The following is a 17,647-nucleotide window of genomic DNA, read 5'->3' as shown; positions in this document are numbered from 1 at the left end:
CGAAAGGATTTTCGTATGGCCACCGTCAAGGTCGACAAGAGCAATTTCCAGGCCGATGTGCTCAACGCCTCGCAGCCCGTCGTCGTGGATTTCTGGGCCGAATGGTGCGGCCCCTGCAAGATGATCGGTCCGTCGCTGGAAGAGATCGCCAACGAACTCGGCGACAAGATCAAGATCGCCAAGCTGAACATCGACGAGAACCCCGAGCTTGCCGCCCAGTTCGGCGTGCGCTCGATCCCGACGCTGATGATCTTCAAGGGCGGCGAAGTCGCCGACATGAAGGTCGGCGCCGCGCCGAAGACCGCGCTGTCGCACTGGATCAATGGCAGCCTCGCCTGATCTGGCTTTGTTTTGATGCATGTCGTCCTCCCAAAACCGGGACCACTTTTGGGCGACCTGCATTAGTTCCCGAGATCGAAGCCCGGCCCTCGCGCCGGGCTTTTTCTTTGGCGTCATCGCCCGGCCGCCTCTGGCCCTCGCATCGGCGCACTCCATGTCATCTGCTTGAGGCAGGACAGGGAGAAACAGAATGACCGGATCCGCCAAGGCCACCGTCTTCATCGACAATGAGCGCGTCATCGTCACCGAATACCGCTTCCAGCCCGGCGACAACACCGGCTGGCACCGGCATGGCCATGACTACGTCGTGGTGCCGCTGATGGACGGCAAGGTGAAGCTGGTGACCAAGGACGGCGAGAGTTTTGCTGAAATGAAGAAGGGCGCGCCCTACTTCCGCAAGGAAGGCGTCGAGCACGACGTCATCAGCGCCAATGACGGCGAATACGCCTTCATCGAGATCGAGCTGAAATAGGCCTCAGACTGGTGCCGCGGCCGCCGATGTCTATTTAGTTTGAGCCACGGTTTTTTTGGCCTGCCTAGGCTTGCCGGGCTTCCGTCCGGTCGCGGGCTTCAGGACCTGCCCATATCCCTCTATAGCGCCCGTATACACACGATAGAGAAACGTCTCTCGGCTTACGAAATACGCGACACTGGGCTGGCCGGATGCATCATTGGGGCGCGTCGGTCTGTGGGCCACTCGAACAATTGGGTGCGGTGGCTCGATGGCTCCCGGTAACATCACATGATCGCCGACCCGCGGAGCATATTCAAATATCAGCTCCTCCGGCGGGTCGTTGTCGACGGTAACAAGACACTTCACAACCATTCGAGCTTGCCTCCATGCTTCGCCAAGCATATCGGGGCTTCTGCCCGAGGGGCAACCGCCCGATAGATTCCCCGGGCCAAAATACTACCAGTCGGCGATGCGATCCCCGCCGGTGAATTGCGCGCTTTTTGCGGTGTATTCGAACAGCTCGATCTTCACGCCGTTGGGGTCGCGGATCCAGGCCTGAAACGTGTCGTCGCAGGCATGCTTCTTGGCCGTGATATCAATGCCTTTCGACTTGATGTGGGCGATCGCCGCATCGATGTTTTCCACCTCAAGGCAGAAATGGTTGATCTGGTTGAGCTCGCTATGGCTGGTGCCGTCCTTCTGGAACACCTCGACATGGCTGCGATCGCCGCAATTGAGGTAGAAGCCGAACACCTTTCCGTCGCGCAGGAAGTTGAACTGCGTGTCGAGGCCGAGCACGTCGCGGTAGAAGGCCCGCGTCGCTTCCAGATCATGCGCGAAGATGCAGACATGGGCGAGTTGCTTCACCTTGATCATCACCGGCTCCCTCGCGAAAGTGTGGATTCAGGTCGGTGGCGTGCCGTTTTCGGCCAGCACCGCACCGGCGAGATACAGCGAACCACCGATCAGGATGCGCGGCGCCGGGCCGTCCCAGGTGTCGCGCAGCAGCATCAGCGCGCTGGCGACGGAGCTGACCGGCTCGGCGGTGAGGCCGGCCTCGGTCGCCCGGATCGCCAGTTCGTCATTCGGCACACCGGCGTCGCTCATGCTCACCTGCACGGTGTAGACATGGCGGACCAGGCCCTTGAAGGCGCGGAAATAGCCGCTCTGGTCCTTGGTGTTGATCATGCCGGCAATCAAAAACAGCGGCCGCGGGTTCTTTTCCTCCTGCTCGGCCAAGGCTTCCGCCACCACCACGCCGGCGCCCGGATTGTGACCGCCATCGAGCCAGATGTCGGCGCCCTTGGGAGCGAGGTCCGCCAGCCGGCCCTGTGCCAATTTCTGCATGCGGCCCGGCCATGCGACTTTTGCCATCGCCTTTTCAGCGGCGCGATGGCTGATCTCGAAGCCGGCGGCCTTGACCGCGGCAATCGCCGCCGCCGCATTGGCGAACTGGTGGCGCCCGGGCAGGCGCGGTGGCGGCAGGTCCATCAGCCCGTCCTCATCCTGATAGACCATGCGGCCGTTTTCCTCGAAGGCGAGAAAATCCTGGCCGTAGACGAAGGTCGGGCAATCCAGCCGCTCGGCGGTTTCGATCAGCACTTGCAGCGCCGTCTCGCTCTCCTGCGCGCCGATGACCACCGGGCAGCCGCGCTTCATGATGCCGGCCTTTTCGGCGGCGATCAGTTCGACCCGGTCGCCGAGATAGGCTTCGTGATCCATCGACACCGGCATGATCACCGACACCGCCGGCCGGGCAACGACATTGGTGGCGTCGAAGCGGCCGCCAAGGCCGACCTCGATGATGGCGGCGGCAGCCGGATGTTCGGAAAACAGGATGAAGGTGACGGCGGTTAGGATTTCGAAGACGGTGATCTTCTGGCCTTGATTGGCCCGGGCGACGCGGGCGATGGCCTCGGCGAAGGTCTCGTCGTCGACCAGCCGGCCGCCGCCCTCGGCCGCCAGTCGGTAGCGCTCGGCCCAGTTCACCAGATGCGGCGAAGTGTGGACATGGACAAGGTGGCCGCCGGCTTCGAGCAGCGCGCGCGAAAAGGCCGCGCACGAGCCCTTACCGTTGGTGCCGGCGATATGGATGACCGGCGGCAGCCGCTCCTGCGGATTGCCAAGGCGTTCGAGCAGCCTTGTGATGCGGTCGAGCGAAAGGTCGAAGCCTTTCGGATGCAGCGCCATCAGGGCTTCGATTTCACGATCTGCGGCAAGCGTTGTCATGAGCGAATCCTACGCATGCGCGCAGGTGCACGCAATCGCGGTTTGCGGCCAGAAATGTCGCGTCAGGCCTGCGGGCGGGCTTCCGTCGGGATGACCGACGGCGGCAGGATTTCCGGCTCCAGCGGCTTTTGCTCCTGCGGCAGTTTGAGCAGGATTTTCAACAGCCGTGAAATCGTCTCGCGCAGTTCCAGCCGCGACACCACCATGTCGACCATGCCGTGCTCCATCAGATATTCGGAGCGCTGGAAACCGTCCGGCAGTTTCTCCCGGATAGTCTGCTCGATGACGCGCGGGCCGGCGAAGCCGATCAGCGCGCCGGGCTCGGCGATATGCACGTCGCCCAGCATGGCGTAGGAGGCGGTGACGCCGCCGGTGGTCGGGTTGGTCAAGACGACGATGTATGGGAGGCCGGCTTCCTTCAGCCGATCGACGCCGATCGTGGTGCGCGGCAACTGCATCAGCGACAAGATGCCTTCCTGCATACGCGCGCCGCCGGAGGCGGCAAACAGGATCAGCGGCCGCTTGCGCTGCAAGGCGACCTCGAAACCGTGCACAATGGCGTCACCCGCGGCCATGCCGAGCGAGCCGCCCATGAAGGCGAAATCCTGCACCGTCACTACAACCGGCAGGCCCTCGACCGTGCCCAGCGCATTGATGATGGCGTCTTCCAGGCCGGTCTTGGCCTTGGCGTCCTTCAAGCGGTCGGTGTAGCGCTTCTCGTCGCGGAACTTGAGCGGGTCCTGCATGACCTTGGGGTTCTCAAGCTGCTCGTATTTGCCGTCGTCGAGGAAGAATTTCAGCCGTTCCTTGGCCGAAATCTTCATGTGATGGCCCGATGACGGGATGACGAACTGGTTGGATTCCAGGTCCTTGTGAAACACCATCTCGCCGGTCTCGGGATCCTTGATCCAGAGATTCTCGGGCATGTCGGTGCGCCGGCCGAGCATCGAATTGATCCTCGGACGAACGTAATTGGTGATCCAGTTCATCGCTTCGGCTCCTGTCCTGACGAAGAGTTGGTTCGTGCATGTCGCCCAAAAGTGGGAACCGGTTTTGGGATAACGACTTGCACAAGGCCTAAGTAGGGAAACTATTCGGCAGCAGCAAGGCGGGCCGAACGCACGCCCTGAGACAGTCCGCTGACCAGGGTGGCGACGGCCTCGGCCGGGTCGGCGGTCTTCTCGCCCTTCGGTCCCAACACATTGGCGACCGCGTTGACGATCGCGGTGCCGACGACGACGCCATCGGCATTGGCGCCGATAATGCGCGCCTGCTCGGCGGTCTTGACGCCGAAGCCGACGCAGACTGGCAAGTTGGTGTGGCCCTTGATGCGCTTGACCGCGGCGGCAACCTTGCCGGTGTCGGCCAAAGCCGAGCCGGTGATGCCGGTCATCGACACGTAATAGACGAAGCCCGACGTATTCTGCAGCACCTTGGGCAGGCGCTTGTCATCGGTGGTCGGCGTTGCCAGGCGGATGAAGTTGATGCCGGCCTTCAGCGCAGGGATACAGAGTTCCTCATCCATCTCCGGTGGCAGGTCGACGACGATCAGCCCGTCAATGCCGCTGGCAATCGCGTCCTTAAGGAAGCGGTCGACGCCGTAGATGTAGATCGGGTTGTAATAGCCCATCAGGACGATCGGCGTCTCATTGTCGCCAGCGCGGAAATCAGCCGCCGTCTGCAGCGTCTTGACCAGCGTCTGGCCACCTTTCAGCGCGCGCAGGCCCGCGGCCTGGATCGCCGGGCCGTCGGCCATCGGATCGGAAAACGGCATGCCCATTTCGATGATGTCGGCGCCGGCCTTCGGCAGCGCCTTCATGATCGACAAAGCGGTGTCATAGTCGGGGTCGCCGCTCATGAAATAGGTGACGAGCGCCGGGCGGCCCTCGGCTTTCAGTTTTGCCATGCGGCGGTCGATGCGGGTCACCATGATCAGATCTCCATGCCCAGCATCGAGGCCACTGTGTGCACATCCTTGTCGCCGCGTCCCGACAGGTTGACGATGACGATCTGGTCCTTGTCCATATCCGGCACGATCTTGACCGCATGCGCGATGGCGTGCGCGGATTCCAGCGCCGGGATGATGCCTTCGACGCGTGTCGTCAGCTTGAAGGCTTCCAGCGCCTCGTCGTCGAGGATCGGCACATATTCGACGCGGCCGCTGTCGCGCAGCCAGGAATGTTCGGGGCCGACGCCGGGATAATCGAGGCCGGCCGAGATCGAATGGCCGTCCAGGATCTGGCCGTCGGCATTCTGCAGCAGATAGGTGCGGTTGCCATGCAGCACGCCGGGCGCGCCGGCGTTCATCGAGGCGCAATGCTCGATGCCGTCGAGGCCGCGGCCACCTGCTTCGATGCCGATGATGCGGACTTCCTTGTCGTCGAGGAAGGGATGGAACAGGCCGATGGCATTCGAACCGCCGCCGACGGCGGCGATGATGGTGTCCGGCAGCCGGCCTTCCTGCTCGAGGATCTGGGCGCGCGCCTCGGTGCCGATCACCGACTGGAAGTCGCGCACCAGCTCCGGATAGGGATGTGGGCCGGCGGCGGTGCCTATGAGGTAATAGGTGTCCTCGACATTGGTGACCCAGTCGCGCAACGCCTCGTTCATGGCGTCCTTCAGCGTGCCGTGGCCGGCGGTGACCGGCCGCACTTCGGCGCCGAGCAGCTTCATGCGGAAGACGTTCGGGCTTTGGCGAGCGACGTCGGTGGCGCCCATATAAACGACGCAGGGAAAGCCGAAGCGCGCCGCGACGGTGGCTGCAGCCACGCCGTGCTGGCCGGCGCCCGTCTCGGCGATGATGCGCTTCTTGCCCATGCGTTTGGCCAAAAGAATCTGGCCGAGGCAGTTGTTGATCTTGTGCGAACCGGTGTGGTTCAGATCCTCGCGCTTGAAGTAGACTTTGGCGCCGCCCCCGAGGCCCTTCGCCGAGGAAACCTCACGAAGATGCTTGGTCAGGCCTTCGGCGAAATACAGCTTTGACGGCCGCCCGGCATAGTGGGTCGACAGATTGGTCAACTCGGCCTTGAAGTCCGGATCGTTCTTGACCTCGTTCCAGTGCCGCTCGAGGTCGAGGATCAGCGGCATCAGCGTCTCGGCCACGAAGCGGCCCCCGAAGATGCCGAACATGCCCTGTTCGTCGGGTCCCGTGCGGAAGGAATTGGGTGTCGCCGGCTTGTTCATCTCCGATCTCCTGGTCTTGGTTCTGAGCATGTCTTATCGGAAAACCGGTCCCCACTTCTCCGGAACATGCTCGGGTTCGAAAGAAGTGCCTCAGGCAGCGCGGTCGTCGCGCGCGGCCCTGACGGCCCGGAAGAACTGCTCGATCAGCGCCGGATCCTTGACGCCCGGGCCGCTTTCCACCCCCGACGAAATGTCTATCGCGGGCGGATTGGCTGATATCAGGGCGTCGCCGATATTGGCGGCGTTGAGCCCACCGGAAAGCATGTAATCGAGCCCGGCGTCAAGGCCGGCCAGGATGCGCCAGTCAAAGGCGACGCCATTGCCGCCCGGAAGTTGCGAGCCCTTTGGTGGCTTGGCATCGAACATGAAGCGATCGGCAACGCCGATGAACGGCTTTAGCCGCTCGAGATCGGCTACCTCACTGACGGAGAACACCTTCATGACAGGCAGGCCGTAGCGGGCTTTCACCTCGGCCACCCGCTCGGGCGTCTCCGTGCCGTGCAGTTGCAGCATGTCGGGTCGCATCTTTTCGACGATCTCGTCCAGGAAGGCGTCNGGGCGTCTCCGTGCCGTGCAGTTGCAGCATGTCGGGTCGCATCTTTTCGACGATCTCGTCCAGGAAGGCGTCATCGGCATCGACCGTCACGGCAACCGCCAGGGCCTTGCCGATTGCCGCCTGGCGCAGGCGGCCGGCTGCCGCAGGCTCGACATAGCGCGGGCTCCTGGCAAAGAAGATGAAGCCGACATGGCTGGCGCCGCCGGCCAATGCCGCGGCCATTGCATCATCGGTCTTCAATCCACAGATCTTGATATCGAGCGCCATGGCGCGGGGATTGGCACGAAACCGGCCAAGAGTCGAGAAAAAGCATGCTGTTTGCCGGCAACGCCAAAGGCGCTACCTATTGATGGGAGAAGCAAGGCGGAGCAGACCAATGGCCGACCAGAGCATAGCCGAACTCAGGCAGAAGATCGCGCAAGCGCGCGACGTCATCGCGCATCTGATGCAAAAGGCCGCCTTCGACGGGGCAGAAGCGCACCGGGTCCTGGATTATTTCGGCAGCGATGCGTTCGAGCAGAATTTCCTGCCATGGCCGCGCCATGGCGACGAAGGGCTGCGGCCTGAAGAGCTTAATGCGGCCAATGATGATTGAGCGCGCCGCCGGCGAAGGCTAATCGAACACAATCGCCTGCAATGCCCCACCATTCCGCTTCAGCCAGTCCTTGCAGCGGTCGGTGTCGGGGCAGAGCTGCTCGCACAGTTTCCAGAATTTCGGGCCGTGGTTCATCTCCTTGAGATGCGCCACCTCATGCGCGACCAAGTAGTTTATCACCGGCGTCGGCGCCATCATGATGCGCCATGAGAAGGACAAATTGCCGTCGGAAGTGCAGGAGCCCCAGCGGCTCGACGTGTCCTTGAAGCGGATCGCCTTGGCGCGCTTGCCGATGGCCTCGGTATGCTTGACCACCAGCTTCTCGATGTCCTTCTTGGCCTCGCGCCTGAGGAAATCGGCGATGCGGCGCGGCAAATGTATGCGCTCGCCATGGACGATCAGCAGCGGACCGCGCTCGTCGCGCGACACGGTGACGGTGCCGCGTTTCGACGGTTCGTGGACGATGCGATGCGCGACGCCGCGTATCGGGATCTTGATGCCGGGGCGCACTTGCGGCCGTGTCGGTACCTTGGCCAGACGCTGCTCCAGCCAGTCCTGGTGGCGGTGAAGGAATTTCTCCACCTCGCCGCGGCGCAGGCCCGGCGGCACGGTGATGCGCAGCCCCTGGCCGCCCGAATCGATGCGCAGCGTCAGCCGCCGTGCGCGGGCGCTCTCGACGATCCTGAGCGGCAGTGTGCGGCCGGCAACGACGTGCTCTCGCTCTTCGACAGGCGAGGGTTTTGGTTTGGTCAGGTTGCGGAAAAAGCCGAAGGACATGGCTGAACGATACGCGATTCGAGGAAAACGACCAGAACAAAAAAGAAACGGCGCCGCTCGCGCGACGCCGTCCATCATGCCAAGGCCTGTCTTACAGCGCCGCGCGTCTCTGACGCGCAAAGGACGCTGTAGCACTCTAATTTGGCGCATGAACCTTTCCGAAAATCGGTTTCGATTTTCGGGGTCATGCGCGCAGCCTCAGTCGTCAAGCAGGTTCGGGCCCTTACGCTTGGGGGTCGCGGGCTTGGCCGTTTCGGCCGAGCCTGTTTTCGCAGGCGCTGTCGACTTGTTGCGGTTGGCCATGAAGCGGTCGAACTCGTCCTGATCCTTGGCGCGGCGCAATTCGCGGGCGTACTCATCGAACTCGCTCAGCATCTCGTCGAGCTTGCGACGCTCTTCGGCAAGGCGTTCGAGTTCCTTCTCGCGCCAGTCGTCGAAAGCGACATTGCCGGTGCGAGCCGAACCGTGGCCCCAGCGCGCGGCCTTGTCGGAACCGCGGCGGCAGCCGGCGAAGATGCCGTCCGTGGCGCGGTTGACGTCGCGCTTGAAGCCGTCAAGCCGGTCGCCCCAGATGATGTAGGCGAGCATGGCGAAGCCAAGCGGCCAGAACACCATGAAGCCGATCACCATCAACGCGATGGTCGCCGGCGTCCAAGCCGGGCGGATCAATGCGGATGTGTTCATTTTCTCCCATTCCTTCGGTTGGAGACAGCCAAGAGCGGCTGCGTGGATTCGAAATGGGATGAGAAAAACGGCGATTCAAGACAACGTCCGCCAAAACCGGACAAGGTCCTGAAATGATTATCGCTTTTTGACCGCTTCGAGGAAAAGCACGACCAGGCCGGCGACCAAGCCCCAGAAGGCGGCGCCAACGCCGAACAAAGTCAGCCCCGACGCGGTGACAACGAAGGTGACAGTAGCCGCCATGCGCTGGTCCTCGTCCTTGAGCGCGATCGCCAGCGCGTTGGCCAGCGACCCCATCAACGCCAGGCCGGCCACCAGCACGATCAGGCTTTGCGGCAGCACTGCGAAGATCGCCACCAGCGAGGCGCCGAAAACCGCGAAGATCAGATAGGCAAGTGCATAGAAGGGTCCGGTCTTCCAGCGCTCGGCCGGGTCGGGATGGACGTCCGGCCCGGTGCAGATCGCCGCAGAGATCGCGGCCAGATTGGTGGTCGAGCCGCCAAACGGCGCCGACAGCAGCGAGAACAGGCCGGTGACGCCGATCAGCGGGCCGGGTTCGGGGTGATAGCCGGCGGCGCGCAAGACGGCGAGACCCGACAGGTTCTGCGACGCCATGGTGACGAGGTAGAGCGGCAGCGCCAGGCCGATGACAGCTGCGGCGCTGAAATGCGGGGCAATCAGCGTCAGCGTCGACAGTTCCGGCGCCGGCAGTCCGCCGACGCGGCCTGTCAGGAAGGCGGCGATGCCGCCGCCGATCAGCACCGCCAGCACCGACAGCGCCGGGTTGAACAGGCGAATGACGAAGAAGGCCGCGATCAGCGGCAGGATAAGCCAGGGGTCGACCGGAATGGTCTTGACGGCATTGAGCGCGAAGGTGACGACGATGCCGGCCAGCATGCCGGACGCGACCGACGTCGGTATCCTTGATATAAGCTGGGTCAGCGGCTTGAACAGGCCGGTGGCGATCAACATCAAGCTGGTGACGATGAAGGCGCCGACCGCATCGGCCATGGTAAAGCCGCTCGATGCTGCCATCAGCGCCAGGCCTGGTGTCGACCAGGCGGTGATGATGGGCATTTTCGTGCGCCAGGACAGCCACAAGCATTCGACCGCCATCGCCACGCACACTGCCGTCACCCAGCTCGCGGTTTCGGCCTGGGTGGCGCCAACCGCCTTGGCGGCGGCAATGACGACGGCCAGCGTGCCGCCGAAGCCGACGATTGCCGCGACAAAGGCGGATATCGGGATGGAAATGCGCATTCTTGCCTACCCCGCCCGCTGAACCATGTCGCCCACCGCCCTCAGCAGCATGTCGAGATCCTGAGGCCGCGACAGGCGGTGGTCGCCGTCGGGAATGAGCGACAAAGTGACGTCGTCGGCTGGCAGCAGCGAGACCAGCTTCAGCGCATGGCTTGCCGGCACGTCGGCATCGGCCAGGCCCTGCAGGATGTGGACGGGGCAATGGGTATCGATCGGCCCGATCATGACCCGGTTCGCCCTGCCGTCCTCGATCAGCGCGCTTGTGTAGATGTAAGGCTCGGCGGAATAGTCCGAAGGTTCTTCGAAAAAGCCTTTCTCCCGAAGTTCGCGCCTCTGTGCCTCCGTCAGAGCCGGCTCGACCAGCTCGGCGGTGAAATCCGGCGCCGGCGCGAGCAGCACCAGGCCAACCACATTGCTGTCGCCCGCCTTGCGCAGCTCCTGCACCATGCGCAGCGCGATCCAGGCGCCCATCGACGAGCCGACCAGGATTTGCTTGCCCTCGGTGAAACGCCGGAAGGCGGCGAGGCTCTCGCCAAGCCATTTCGAGATGGTGCCGTCGGCAAAGGCGCCGCCGGATTCGCCATGGCCGGAATAGTCGTGGCGCAGATATGCGCGGCCTTCCCTGGCCGCCCAATCCGACAACGTTTGCGCCTTCGTGCCCAGCATGTCGGATTTGTAGCCGCCGAGCCAGACGATGCCGGGCGTTGCGCCCGAGGAATGGCGAACCGCGATATCGATGCCGTCGACATCCAGCAGGGTTGGGGTGGTCGCGGTCATGGCTGTGGATCAATCCTGGTTCTGGGGGCCTGATTGTGGGAGCCTGATTTTACTCGCCGGTCTTTTGACACAGGCACAGGCGAGGCGGAAAGTGCTCGCGACATCCTTTGTTTGGTGCAGGCCTGCGATCAGGGTGATTTTCTGTCAGCGCTGTGCTATTGACTCCGCCCGCGCGCTCACCACATTGGCGCGTCCCGAACATTTCTAGATTTGAACCCTGAACGAAACGGCCAAGGAGACCACGACCATTCGCAGACCTTTCAAAGCAGCGGCGCCCGCCAAGGATGGCCCGCGCTCCAACCGTGATATCCGGGTTCCCCGGGTCCAGCTGATCGACGCCGATGGCCAGAACCGCGGCGATATTTCCATCAACGACGCATTGCTGCTCGCCGAAGAGGCAGGGCTCGATCTGGTCGAGATCTCGCCCAATGCGGTGCCGCCTGTCGTCAAAATTCTCGATCTCGGCAAATTGAAATACGCCAACCAGAAGAAGGCGGCCGAGGCGCGCAAGAACCAGAAGGTCATCGAGATCAAGGAGATCAAGATGCGCCCGAACATCGACAGCCATGACTACGAAACCAAGATGAAGGCCGTGCGGCGCTTCTTCGAGGAAGGCGACAAGGTCAAGCTGACGCTGCGCTTCCGCGGCCGCGAGATGGCGCATATGGAACTCGGCATGCAGCTCCTGAACAAGGTGCGCGAGGAGACGGCTACCATCGCCAAGGTCGAAGCCGAGCCGAAGCTGGAAGGCCGCCAGATGATGATGGTGCTGGCGCCGCGCTAGATCAGTTCGGGCGTTGCGCTCTAAATCCGCCTGAATCCTGTCTCATGGCGTCCCAGCGATCGGCGGGACGCCGATTCTCCTGTCCAGACGCCGCGATCGCCGGCAAAGCTTCTCGACGATCGGATTCCCGACATGGCCAATGAAATCAACCCTGCGCCCATCAAGGAGCTGGGCGGCTACCAGCACATGCGCCGCATGGTGCTTGCGGTGCTGGTGGTGGTGCTGTTTGCGGCACTGCTGTTCGGCCAGTCGACCTTCCCGCCCGATACCCCGGTGCATGAAACGATCGAGATGGTCGGCGTGCTGCTGATCTTCCTTGGCGTCGTAGGCCGCTTGTGGTCGACACTCTATATCGGCGGGCGCAAATCCTCCGAAGTGGTCACCGGCGGACCCTATTCGATCACCCGCAATCCTCTCTACGTGTTCTCGACCGTTGCCGCCGCCGGCGTCGGGGCGCAGATCGGCTCGTTCTCCGGCATCGTCCTGTTTGCGCTTTTGTGCGCCGGCGCCTTCCACATCGTCATCCTGCGCGAGGAACGGTATCTCAAGGAGGTTCTCGGCGCCCCCTACACAGCCTATCTGGCGCGGGTGCCGCGTTTCTTCCCCAAGCTGTCGCTCTACCAGGAAGGCGACACCGGCAGCTTCAAGCCGCGCCTCTTGCTGACCACCTTGCTCGACGGACTGGTGTTTCTGGTGGCGTTGCCGGTGTTCGAGACCATCGATGGCGCCCAGCAATCGGGTATACTCCCGGTGCTGTTCAGGCTGCCCTAGGTAGGCCGATATTCAGGTGAGGCCGGCCTGACCTGAATCTCAACCCACCTATCGGAGCCCAGCCTTGCACCGTGAATTAAGACAGAGCGTCGCAGCCCTTCGGGTGTTGCGCGCCAGCCCGCTTTGACGTATAGGACCGCCGTTCCAAGAAAACCGCCCGGCAGGGCATGCCGTGGCGGTTTCATTTGCTTTTCGGGCTTTTGGTCCGCCCGAAGCGAACAAGAAGCGCGATTGTGCGCCACCAAGACGGAGTAGCAAAATGCCCAAGATGAAGACCAAATCGGCCGCCAAGAAGCGGTTCAAGATCACAGGTACGGGTAAAGTCCTGTCGGCTGCGGCCGGCAAGCGTCACGGCATGATCAAGCGTTCCAACAAGTTCATTCGAAATGCCCGCGGCACGATGGTTCTGGCTGAACCGGATGGCAAGAAGGTCATCAAGAATTTTCTGCCGAACGGCCTCTGAGCATTCGGTTTCAGGAACAGCGTTTAAGGAGATCATGACATGGCACGCGTAAAAAGAGGCGTCACCTCGCACGCCAAGCACAAGAAGGTCCTGAAAGCCGCGAAAGGCTTCTACGGCCGCCGCAAGAACACCATTCGCATCGCCAAGCAGGCGGTCGAAAAGTCGATGCAGTATGCGTATCGCGACCGCAAGAACCGCAAGCGCTCGTTCCGCGCGCTGTGGATCCAGCGCATCAACGCCGCGACGCACGAGCATGGCCTGACCTATGGCCGCTTCATCGACGGCCTCAACAAGTCCGGTATCGAGATCGATCGCAAGATCCTGTCCGACATGGCCATCCATGAACCGCAGGCGTTCGCCGCACTCGTGGCCAAGGCCAAGGTCGCGCTCGAATATCTGAAGAACACCACCCCGAATGCTTTTGAAAGCGCTGTCGCCTAGAGCATGATGCCAAAAAGTTGCTGACTTTTTGGACAACATCATGCTCAGGGAAATTTAGCGAGGAGCGCGATCTTTCCGAAAAGTCTGCAACTTTTCGGGATCGGGCTCCGAGCCCAGCGCTTCCCAGCATTCGCAATTCTGATTGGGGAACCCGCGCTGGCACGGCTGGCGCGGGTTTTTCTTATGGCTGAACTTTCGACTTGAAAGTGACTTTCACCTCAAAGTTGACTCCCAACACAGCGAGTTTGACCGTGAACGACATAGCTACCGGCTTGGATACTCTCGAAAACTCCCTGCTTGCCGACGTCGCGTCGGCCGCCGATGAGGCTGCTATCGAAGCCGTGCGCGTCGCGGCTCTCGGCAAGAAGGGGTCGATCTCGGAATTGCTGAAGACACTGGGCGCGATGAGCGCCGAGGAGCGCCAGGTCAAGGGCCCCGCGATCAACGGCCTGAAGAACCGCGTCACCGAAGCGCTGACGACACGCAAGGCCGAGCTGAAGGATGTTGCTGTCACTGCGCGCCTCGCCGCCGAGACGGTCGACGTGACGCTGCCGGTGCGGCAATCGCCGGCCGAGCGCGGCCGCATCCATCCGATCAGCCAGGTCATCGACGAGATCGCGGCGATCTTCGGCGATCTCGGCTTTGCCATCGCAGAAGGTCCCGATGTCGAGAGCGACTATTACAATTTCACCGCGCTGAATTTCCCCGAAGGGCATCCGGCGCGCGAGATGCACGATACCTTCTTTTTCCAGCCGGACGAGAAGGGCGAGCGCAAGCTGTTGCGCACCCACACCTCGCCGGTCCAGATCCGCACCATGGAGAAGCAGAAGCCGCCGATCCGCATCGTCATTCCCGGCAAGACCTACCGCCAGGATTCCGACGCTACCCACTCGCCGATGTTCCATCAGGTCGAGGGGCTGGTGATCGACAAATCGGCCAATGTCGCCAACATGAAGTGGGTGCTGGAAGAATTCTGCAAGGCTTTCTTCGAGGTGCCGCAGGTCAAGATGCGCTTCCGGCCGTCCTTCTTCCCGTTCACCGAGCCCAGCCTCGAGGTCGACATCCAGTGCGACCGCTCGCGGCCCGGCGAAGTGCGATTCGGCGAAGGCTCCGACTGGATGGAGATCCTCGGCTGCGGCATGGTCCACCCCAATGTGCTGCGCGCCGGCGGGCTCGATCCCGACGAATATCAGGGCTTTGCCTGGGGCATGGGCATCGACCGCATCGCCATGCTGAAATACGGCATGCCGGACCTGCGCGCCTTCTTCGACGCCGATGTCCGCTGGCTGTCGCATTACGGTTTCAGGCCGCTCGACATGCCGACGCTGTTCGGAGGTCTTTCCGCATGACGGCGCCGCACACGGGTGGCTGCCGCTGCGGCGCGGTACGGTTCGAGGCATCAGTCGAACCGCACCATATCAGCTATTGCCATTGCGGCGATTGCCGGCGCGCCAGCGGCGCGCCGGTGTCGGCCTTTGTCGGCTTCCTGACCGAGCAGGTGGCTTTCACCGGCAAGGCGCTGAAGATGTACGAGAACGGGCCGGTGACGCGCTCGTTCTGCGGCATTTGCGGCTCGCCTATCGCCTATGTCGACGAGCGGCTGGAAGACCACATCTATTTCATGCTGGGCGCCATGGACATGCCGGCCTATTTCCGGCCGACGCACCATGCCTATGTGCGCGAGCAGCTGCCCTTCGTGCATATGCCCGACGACTTGCCGCGCCATTTGAAGACAAGCGTGCCCAGACCCGATGGACAAGGTCCGGGCGGGTACAGACAAAACGGAACATAGTGATGAAACTCACCCTTTCCTGGCTCAAGGATCATCTCGACACCGACGCCACGCTCGACGAGATCGTCGAGAGGCTGACCTCGATCGGCCTCGAAGTCGAGCATGTCGACGACAAGGCCGGCCTGAAGCCGTTCGTCATCGCCAAGGTGCTGACGGCGGTGCAGCATCCCGACGCCGACCGGCTGCGGGTGCTGACCGTCGACACCGGCAATGGCGCAGCCCCTGTCCAGGTGGTGTGCGGTGCGCCGAATGCCCGCGCCGGCCTGATCGGCGCCTTCGCCGCGCCCGGCGCCTATGTGCCCGGTATCGACGTGACGCTGACCGTCGGCAAGATCCGCGGCGTCGAGAGCCATGGCATGATGTGTTCCGAGCGCGAGCTGGAGCTGTCGGATGAGCACAATGGCATTATCGACCTGCCGGCCGATGCGCCTGTCGGCACCAGCTTCGCGGCTTACGCGCATCTCGACGATCCGGTGATCGAGATCAATCTGACGCCGAACCGGCCGGATGCGACCAGCATTTACGGCGTCGCCCGGGACCTGGCGGCAAGCGGGCTTGGCCGGCTCAAGACCGCGCCGGTCGAAGCGGTCCTTGGCAAAGGTGAAACGCCGGTCAAGGTGACCATCGAGGCGCCGGAGCTCTGCCCCGGTTTCGCGCTGCGCATGGTGAAAGGCGTGAAGAACGGGCCGTCGCCGAAATGGCTGCAGCAAAGGCTGATCGCCATCGGCTTGCGCCCGATCAGCGCGCTTGTCGACATCACCAACTACGTCACCTTCGACCGTGGCCGGCCGCTGCATGTGTTCGATGCCAAGAAGGTCACCGGCAATCTCGTCGTGCGCCGCGCACGCGACGGCGAGAAGGTGCTGGCGCTTGACGGGCGCGAATACACGCTGACGCCGCAGATGTGCGTGATCGCCGACGACAATGGCGTCGAATCGATCGCCGGTGTCATGGGCGGCGAGCATTCCGGCTGCGACGAGAACACCACGGACGTGTTGATCGAGTCCGCTCTTTGGGACCCGATCACCACGGCCCGCACTGGCCGTACGCTCGGCATCATCACCGATGCCCGTTACCGCTTCGAGCGTGGCGTCGACCCGGAATTCATGGTGCCCGGCGTCGAGCTGGCGACAAAGCTTGTGCTGGAGTTCTGCGGCGGCGAGCCGACCGAGACGGAAGTCGTCGGCTATGCCGGCCATACGCCGAAGATCGTTTCCTTCCCGATCTCGGAAGTGAAGCGGCTGACCGGCATCGAGGTGCCGAAGGCGGAAAGCCTCGACATCCTGACCCGCCTCGGCTTCAAGCCGTCAGGCGCGGGCGACGTCGTCGATGTCGCTGTGCCGTCCTGGCGTCCTGACGTCGACGGCAAGGCCGACCTGGTCGAGGAAGTGATGCGCATCCACGGCGTCGACAACATCGCGCCGCAGCCGCTCGGCGCGCATGACGCGGTCAACTCCAAGATACTGACGACGCTGCAGGTTCGCACCCGCACTGCCAAGCGCTCGCTCGCCGTGCGGGGCATGCTGGAGGTTCTCACCTGGTCGTTCATCCCGGCCAAACACGCCGAACTGTTCGGCGGCGGCCAGACGGCGCTGAAGCTCGCCAATCCGATTGCAGCCGACATGTCCGATATGCGGCCCTCGCTGTTGCCCGGCCTGATCGTCGCCGCGCAGCGCAATGCCGACAAGGGCATCGGCGATGTCGCGCTGTTCGAGGTCTCCGGTACCTATGAGGGCGACGGCCCCGACCAGCAGCGGCGCGTTGCGGCCGGTGTGCGCCGCGGCACCGCCAAGCTCGACGGCTCCGGCCGCAGTTGGGCCGGCAATTCCGGTCCGGTCGGCGTATTCGACGCCAAGGCCGACGCGATTGCAGCGCTGGAAGCCTGCGGCGCGCCGGTCGACAGGCTGCAGATCGAGCCAGGCGGTCCGGCCTGGTATCATCCCGGCCGCTCCGGCACGATCAAGCTCGGCCCGAAGACGGTGCTCGGCGCCTTCGGCGAGTTCCACCCGAAGACGCTGGAGGGGTTGGACGTTTCCGGACCGATCTGCGGCTTCGAGGTCTATATCGACGCCGTGCCGGAGCCGAAGGCCAAGCCGACGAAAACCAAGCCAAAGCTGGAGCTGTCCGCCTTCCAGGCGGTGAAGCGCGACTTTGCTTTCGTCGTCGACAAGACGGTGGAGGCCGGCGCGCTGGTGCGCGCGGCGCTCGCCGCCGACAAGAAGCTCATCACCGGCGTTTCGGTGTTCGATGTCTTCGAGGGGGCATCTCTCGGGGCCGCCAAGAAGTCGATTGCCATCGAAGTATCTATCCAGCCGGTTGAAAAGACGCTCACCGACGAGGATTTCGAGGCGCTGGCCAAGCGCATCGTCGACAATGTCGGCAAGCAAACGGGCGGCTTGCTGAGAACGTAGAGCGGCTAACGCCGCCTACGTATTTCGACTCCACGCAATTCTTAGGGAAAGCGCGTCTTAGGGAAAGCGCGGCGCGCTTTCCCAGGAAAACCGCTACACACTTTTCCTGGAATTGCTTCTGAGGATTGCCG

General features: G+C 63.0%; 19 protein-coding genes and 1 pseudogene. 10 read left to right on the top strand and 10 right to left on the bottom strand.

Going from position 1 to position 17,647, the window contains the following annotated elements; translation table 11 throughout:
- The first annotated feature begins 15 nt into the window (after positions 1–15).
- Both trxA and X727_RS145965 read left to right on the top strand, forming a co-directional pair.
- Complete coding sequence (gene trxA / locus X727_RS145960; RefSeq protein WP_023672297.1) at positions 16–339, top strand: thioredoxin; 324 nt, start codon at positions 16–18, stop codon at positions 337–339.
- 190 nt (positions 340–529) lie between these two features.
- Entirely contained in the window at positions 530–811 is a 282-nt protein-coding gene (locus tag X727_RS145965) for a cupin domain-containing protein (RefSeq protein ID WP_023681396.1), read from the top strand.
- A 438-nt stretch (positions 812–1,249) separates the two neighbouring features.
- Here X727_RS145965 and X727_RS145975 read toward each other — a convergent pair whose 3' ends face one another.
- From X727_RS145975 to X727_RS01000000164845, 6 genes and pseudogenes are all read right to left on the bottom strand, one after another.
- Positions 1,250–1,669 carry a VOC family protein gene (locus tag X727_RS145975; RefSeq protein ID WP_023687435.1) on the bottom strand — a complete coding sequence of 140 codons (420 nt, stop codon included), beginning with the start codon at positions 1,667–1,669 and terminating at the stop codon, positions 1,250–1,252.
- Positions 1,670–1,696: 27 nt separating this feature from the next.
- Positions 1,697–3,022, bottom strand: coding sequence for a folylpolyglutamate synthase/dihydrofolate synthase family protein (locus tag X727_RS145980; protein WP_023834604.1), 1,326 nt, complete (start codon positions 3,020–3,022; stop codon positions 1,697–1,699).
- 62 nt (positions 3,023–3,084) lie between these two features.
- Positions 3,085–4,011 carry an acetyl-CoA carboxylase, carboxyltransferase subunit beta gene (gene accD / locus X727_RS145985; protein WP_023687437.1) on the bottom strand — a complete coding sequence of 309 codons (927 nt, stop codon included), beginning with the start codon at positions 4,009–4,011 and terminating at the stop codon, positions 3,085–3,087.
- Positions 4,012–4,112: 101 nt separating this feature from the next.
- Positions 4,113–4,952, bottom strand: coding sequence for a tryptophan synthase subunit alpha (gene trpA / locus X727_RS145990; RefSeq protein WP_023687438.1), 840 nt, complete (start codon positions 4,950–4,952; stop codon positions 4,113–4,115).
- A 2-nt stretch (positions 4,953–4,954) separates the two neighbouring features.
- Complete coding sequence (gene trpB, locus X727_RS145995) at positions 4,955–6,205, bottom strand: tryptophan synthase subunit beta (RefSeq protein ID WP_023834603.1); 1,251 nt, start codon at positions 6,203–6,205, stop codon at positions 4,955–4,957.
- 90 nt (positions 6,206–6,295) lie between these two features.
- Positions 6,296–7,028: pseudogene (locus X727_RS01000000164845) on the bottom strand (phosphoribosylanthranilate isomerase).
- Between the two features lie 109 nt (positions 7,029–7,137).
- Between X727_RS01000000164845 and X727_RS146000 the strand changes: the two are divergent.
- The gene (locus X727_RS146000; RefSeq protein WP_023672288.1) at positions 7,138–7,356 is read left to right on the top strand and encodes a hypothetical protein; all 219 of its coding nucleotides are present in this window, start codon (positions 7,138–7,140) and stop codon (positions 7,354–7,356) included.
- Positions 7,357–7,374: 18 nt separating this feature from the next.
- On the opposite strand, the gene X727_RS146005 is transcribed toward X727_RS146000, so the two are convergent.
- The 4 genes from X727_RS146005 to X727_RS146020 form a co-directional block, all read right to left on the bottom strand.
- Positions 7,375–8,133 carry a M48 family metallopeptidase gene (locus tag X727_RS146005; RefSeq protein ID WP_023672287.1) on the bottom strand — a complete coding sequence of 253 codons (759 nt, stop codon included), beginning with the start codon at positions 8,131–8,133 and terminating at the stop codon, positions 7,375–7,377.
- 198 nt (positions 8,134–8,331) lie between these two features.
- Complete coding sequence (locus X727_RS146010) at positions 8,332–8,817, bottom strand: DUF2852 domain-containing protein (protein WP_023672286.1); 486 nt, start codon at positions 8,815–8,817, stop codon at positions 8,332–8,334.
- Positions 8,818–8,934: 117 nt separating this feature from the next.
- Positions 8,935–10,077, bottom strand: a complete 1,143-nt coding sequence (locus X727_RS146015) for a benzoate/H(+) symporter BenE family transporter (protein WP_023834602.1) — start codon at positions 10,075–10,077, stop codon at positions 8,935–8,937.
- A 6-nt stretch (positions 10,078–10,083) separates the two neighbouring features.
- Positions 10,084–10,854: an alpha/beta hydrolase gene (locus tag X727_RS146020; RefSeq protein WP_023834601.1), complete on the bottom strand. Its 771-nt coding sequence runs from the start codon at positions 10,852–10,854 to the stop codon at positions 10,084–10,086.
- Between the two features lie 247 nt (positions 10,855–11,101).
- On the opposite strand from X727_RS146020, the gene infC reads away from it, so the two are divergent.
- The 7 genes from infC to pheT all read left to right on the top strand — a co-directional run bounded on the left by infC (position 11,102) and on the right by pheT (position 17,516).
- On the top strand, positions 11,102–11,638 hold the full coding sequence (gene infC, locus X727_RS146025; RefSeq protein ID WP_081726160.1) for a translation initiation factor IF-3: 537 nt from the start codon (positions 11,102–11,104) through the stop codon (positions 11,636–11,638).
- 132 nt (positions 11,639–11,770) lie between these two features.
- Positions 11,771–12,409 (top strand): isoprenylcysteine carboxylmethyltransferase family protein, encoded by a 639-nt coding sequence (locus X727_RS146030; protein WP_023755491.1) that lies wholly within the window; start codon positions 11,771–11,773, stop codon positions 12,407–12,409.
- A 259-nt stretch (positions 12,410–12,668) separates the two neighbouring features.
- Positions 12,669–12,872: a 50S ribosomal protein L35 gene (gene rpmI / locus X727_RS146035; protein ID WP_006201248.1), complete on the top strand. Its 204-nt coding sequence runs from the start codon at positions 12,669–12,671 to the stop codon at positions 12,870–12,872.
- A gap of 39 nt (positions 12,873–12,911) precedes the next feature.
- Positions 12,912–13,313: a 50S ribosomal protein L20 gene (gene rplT / locus X727_RS146040; protein WP_023672281.1), complete on the top strand. Its 402-nt coding sequence runs from the start codon at positions 12,912–12,914 to the stop codon at positions 13,311–13,313.
- A 251-nt stretch (positions 13,314–13,564) separates the two neighbouring features.
- Positions 13,565–14,662 (top strand): phenylalanine--tRNA ligase subunit alpha, encoded by a 1,098-nt coding sequence (gene pheS, locus X727_RS146045; RefSeq protein ID WP_023696008.1) that lies wholly within the window; start codon positions 13,565–13,567, stop codon positions 14,660–14,662.
- Positions 14,659–15,105: a GFA family protein gene (locus X727_RS146050; RefSeq protein WP_023696009.1), complete on the top strand. Its 447-nt coding sequence runs from the start codon at positions 14,659–14,661 to the stop codon at positions 15,103–15,105. The genes pheS and X727_RS146050 overlap by 4 nt, the downstream gene beginning before the upstream one ends.
- 2 nt (positions 15,106–15,107) lie before the next feature.
- Positions 15,108–17,516 carry a phenylalanine--tRNA ligase subunit beta gene (pheT, locus tag X727_RS146055; protein WP_023834600.1) on the top strand — a complete coding sequence of 803 codons (2,409 nt, stop codon included), beginning with the start codon at positions 15,108–15,110 and terminating at the stop codon, positions 17,514–17,516.
- The last annotated feature ends 131 nt before the right edge of the window (positions 17,517–17,647 follow it).

Origin of the sequence: Mesorhizobium sp. L103C105A0 (genome assembly GCF_000502215.1) — a bacterium.
Classification (GTDB): domain Bacteria; phylum Pseudomonadota; class Alphaproteobacteria; order Rhizobiales; family Rhizobiaceae; genus Mesorhizobium.
Note: the sequence above shows the minus strand (reverse complement) of the source record. Positions and strands in the feature narration are given on the sequence as shown.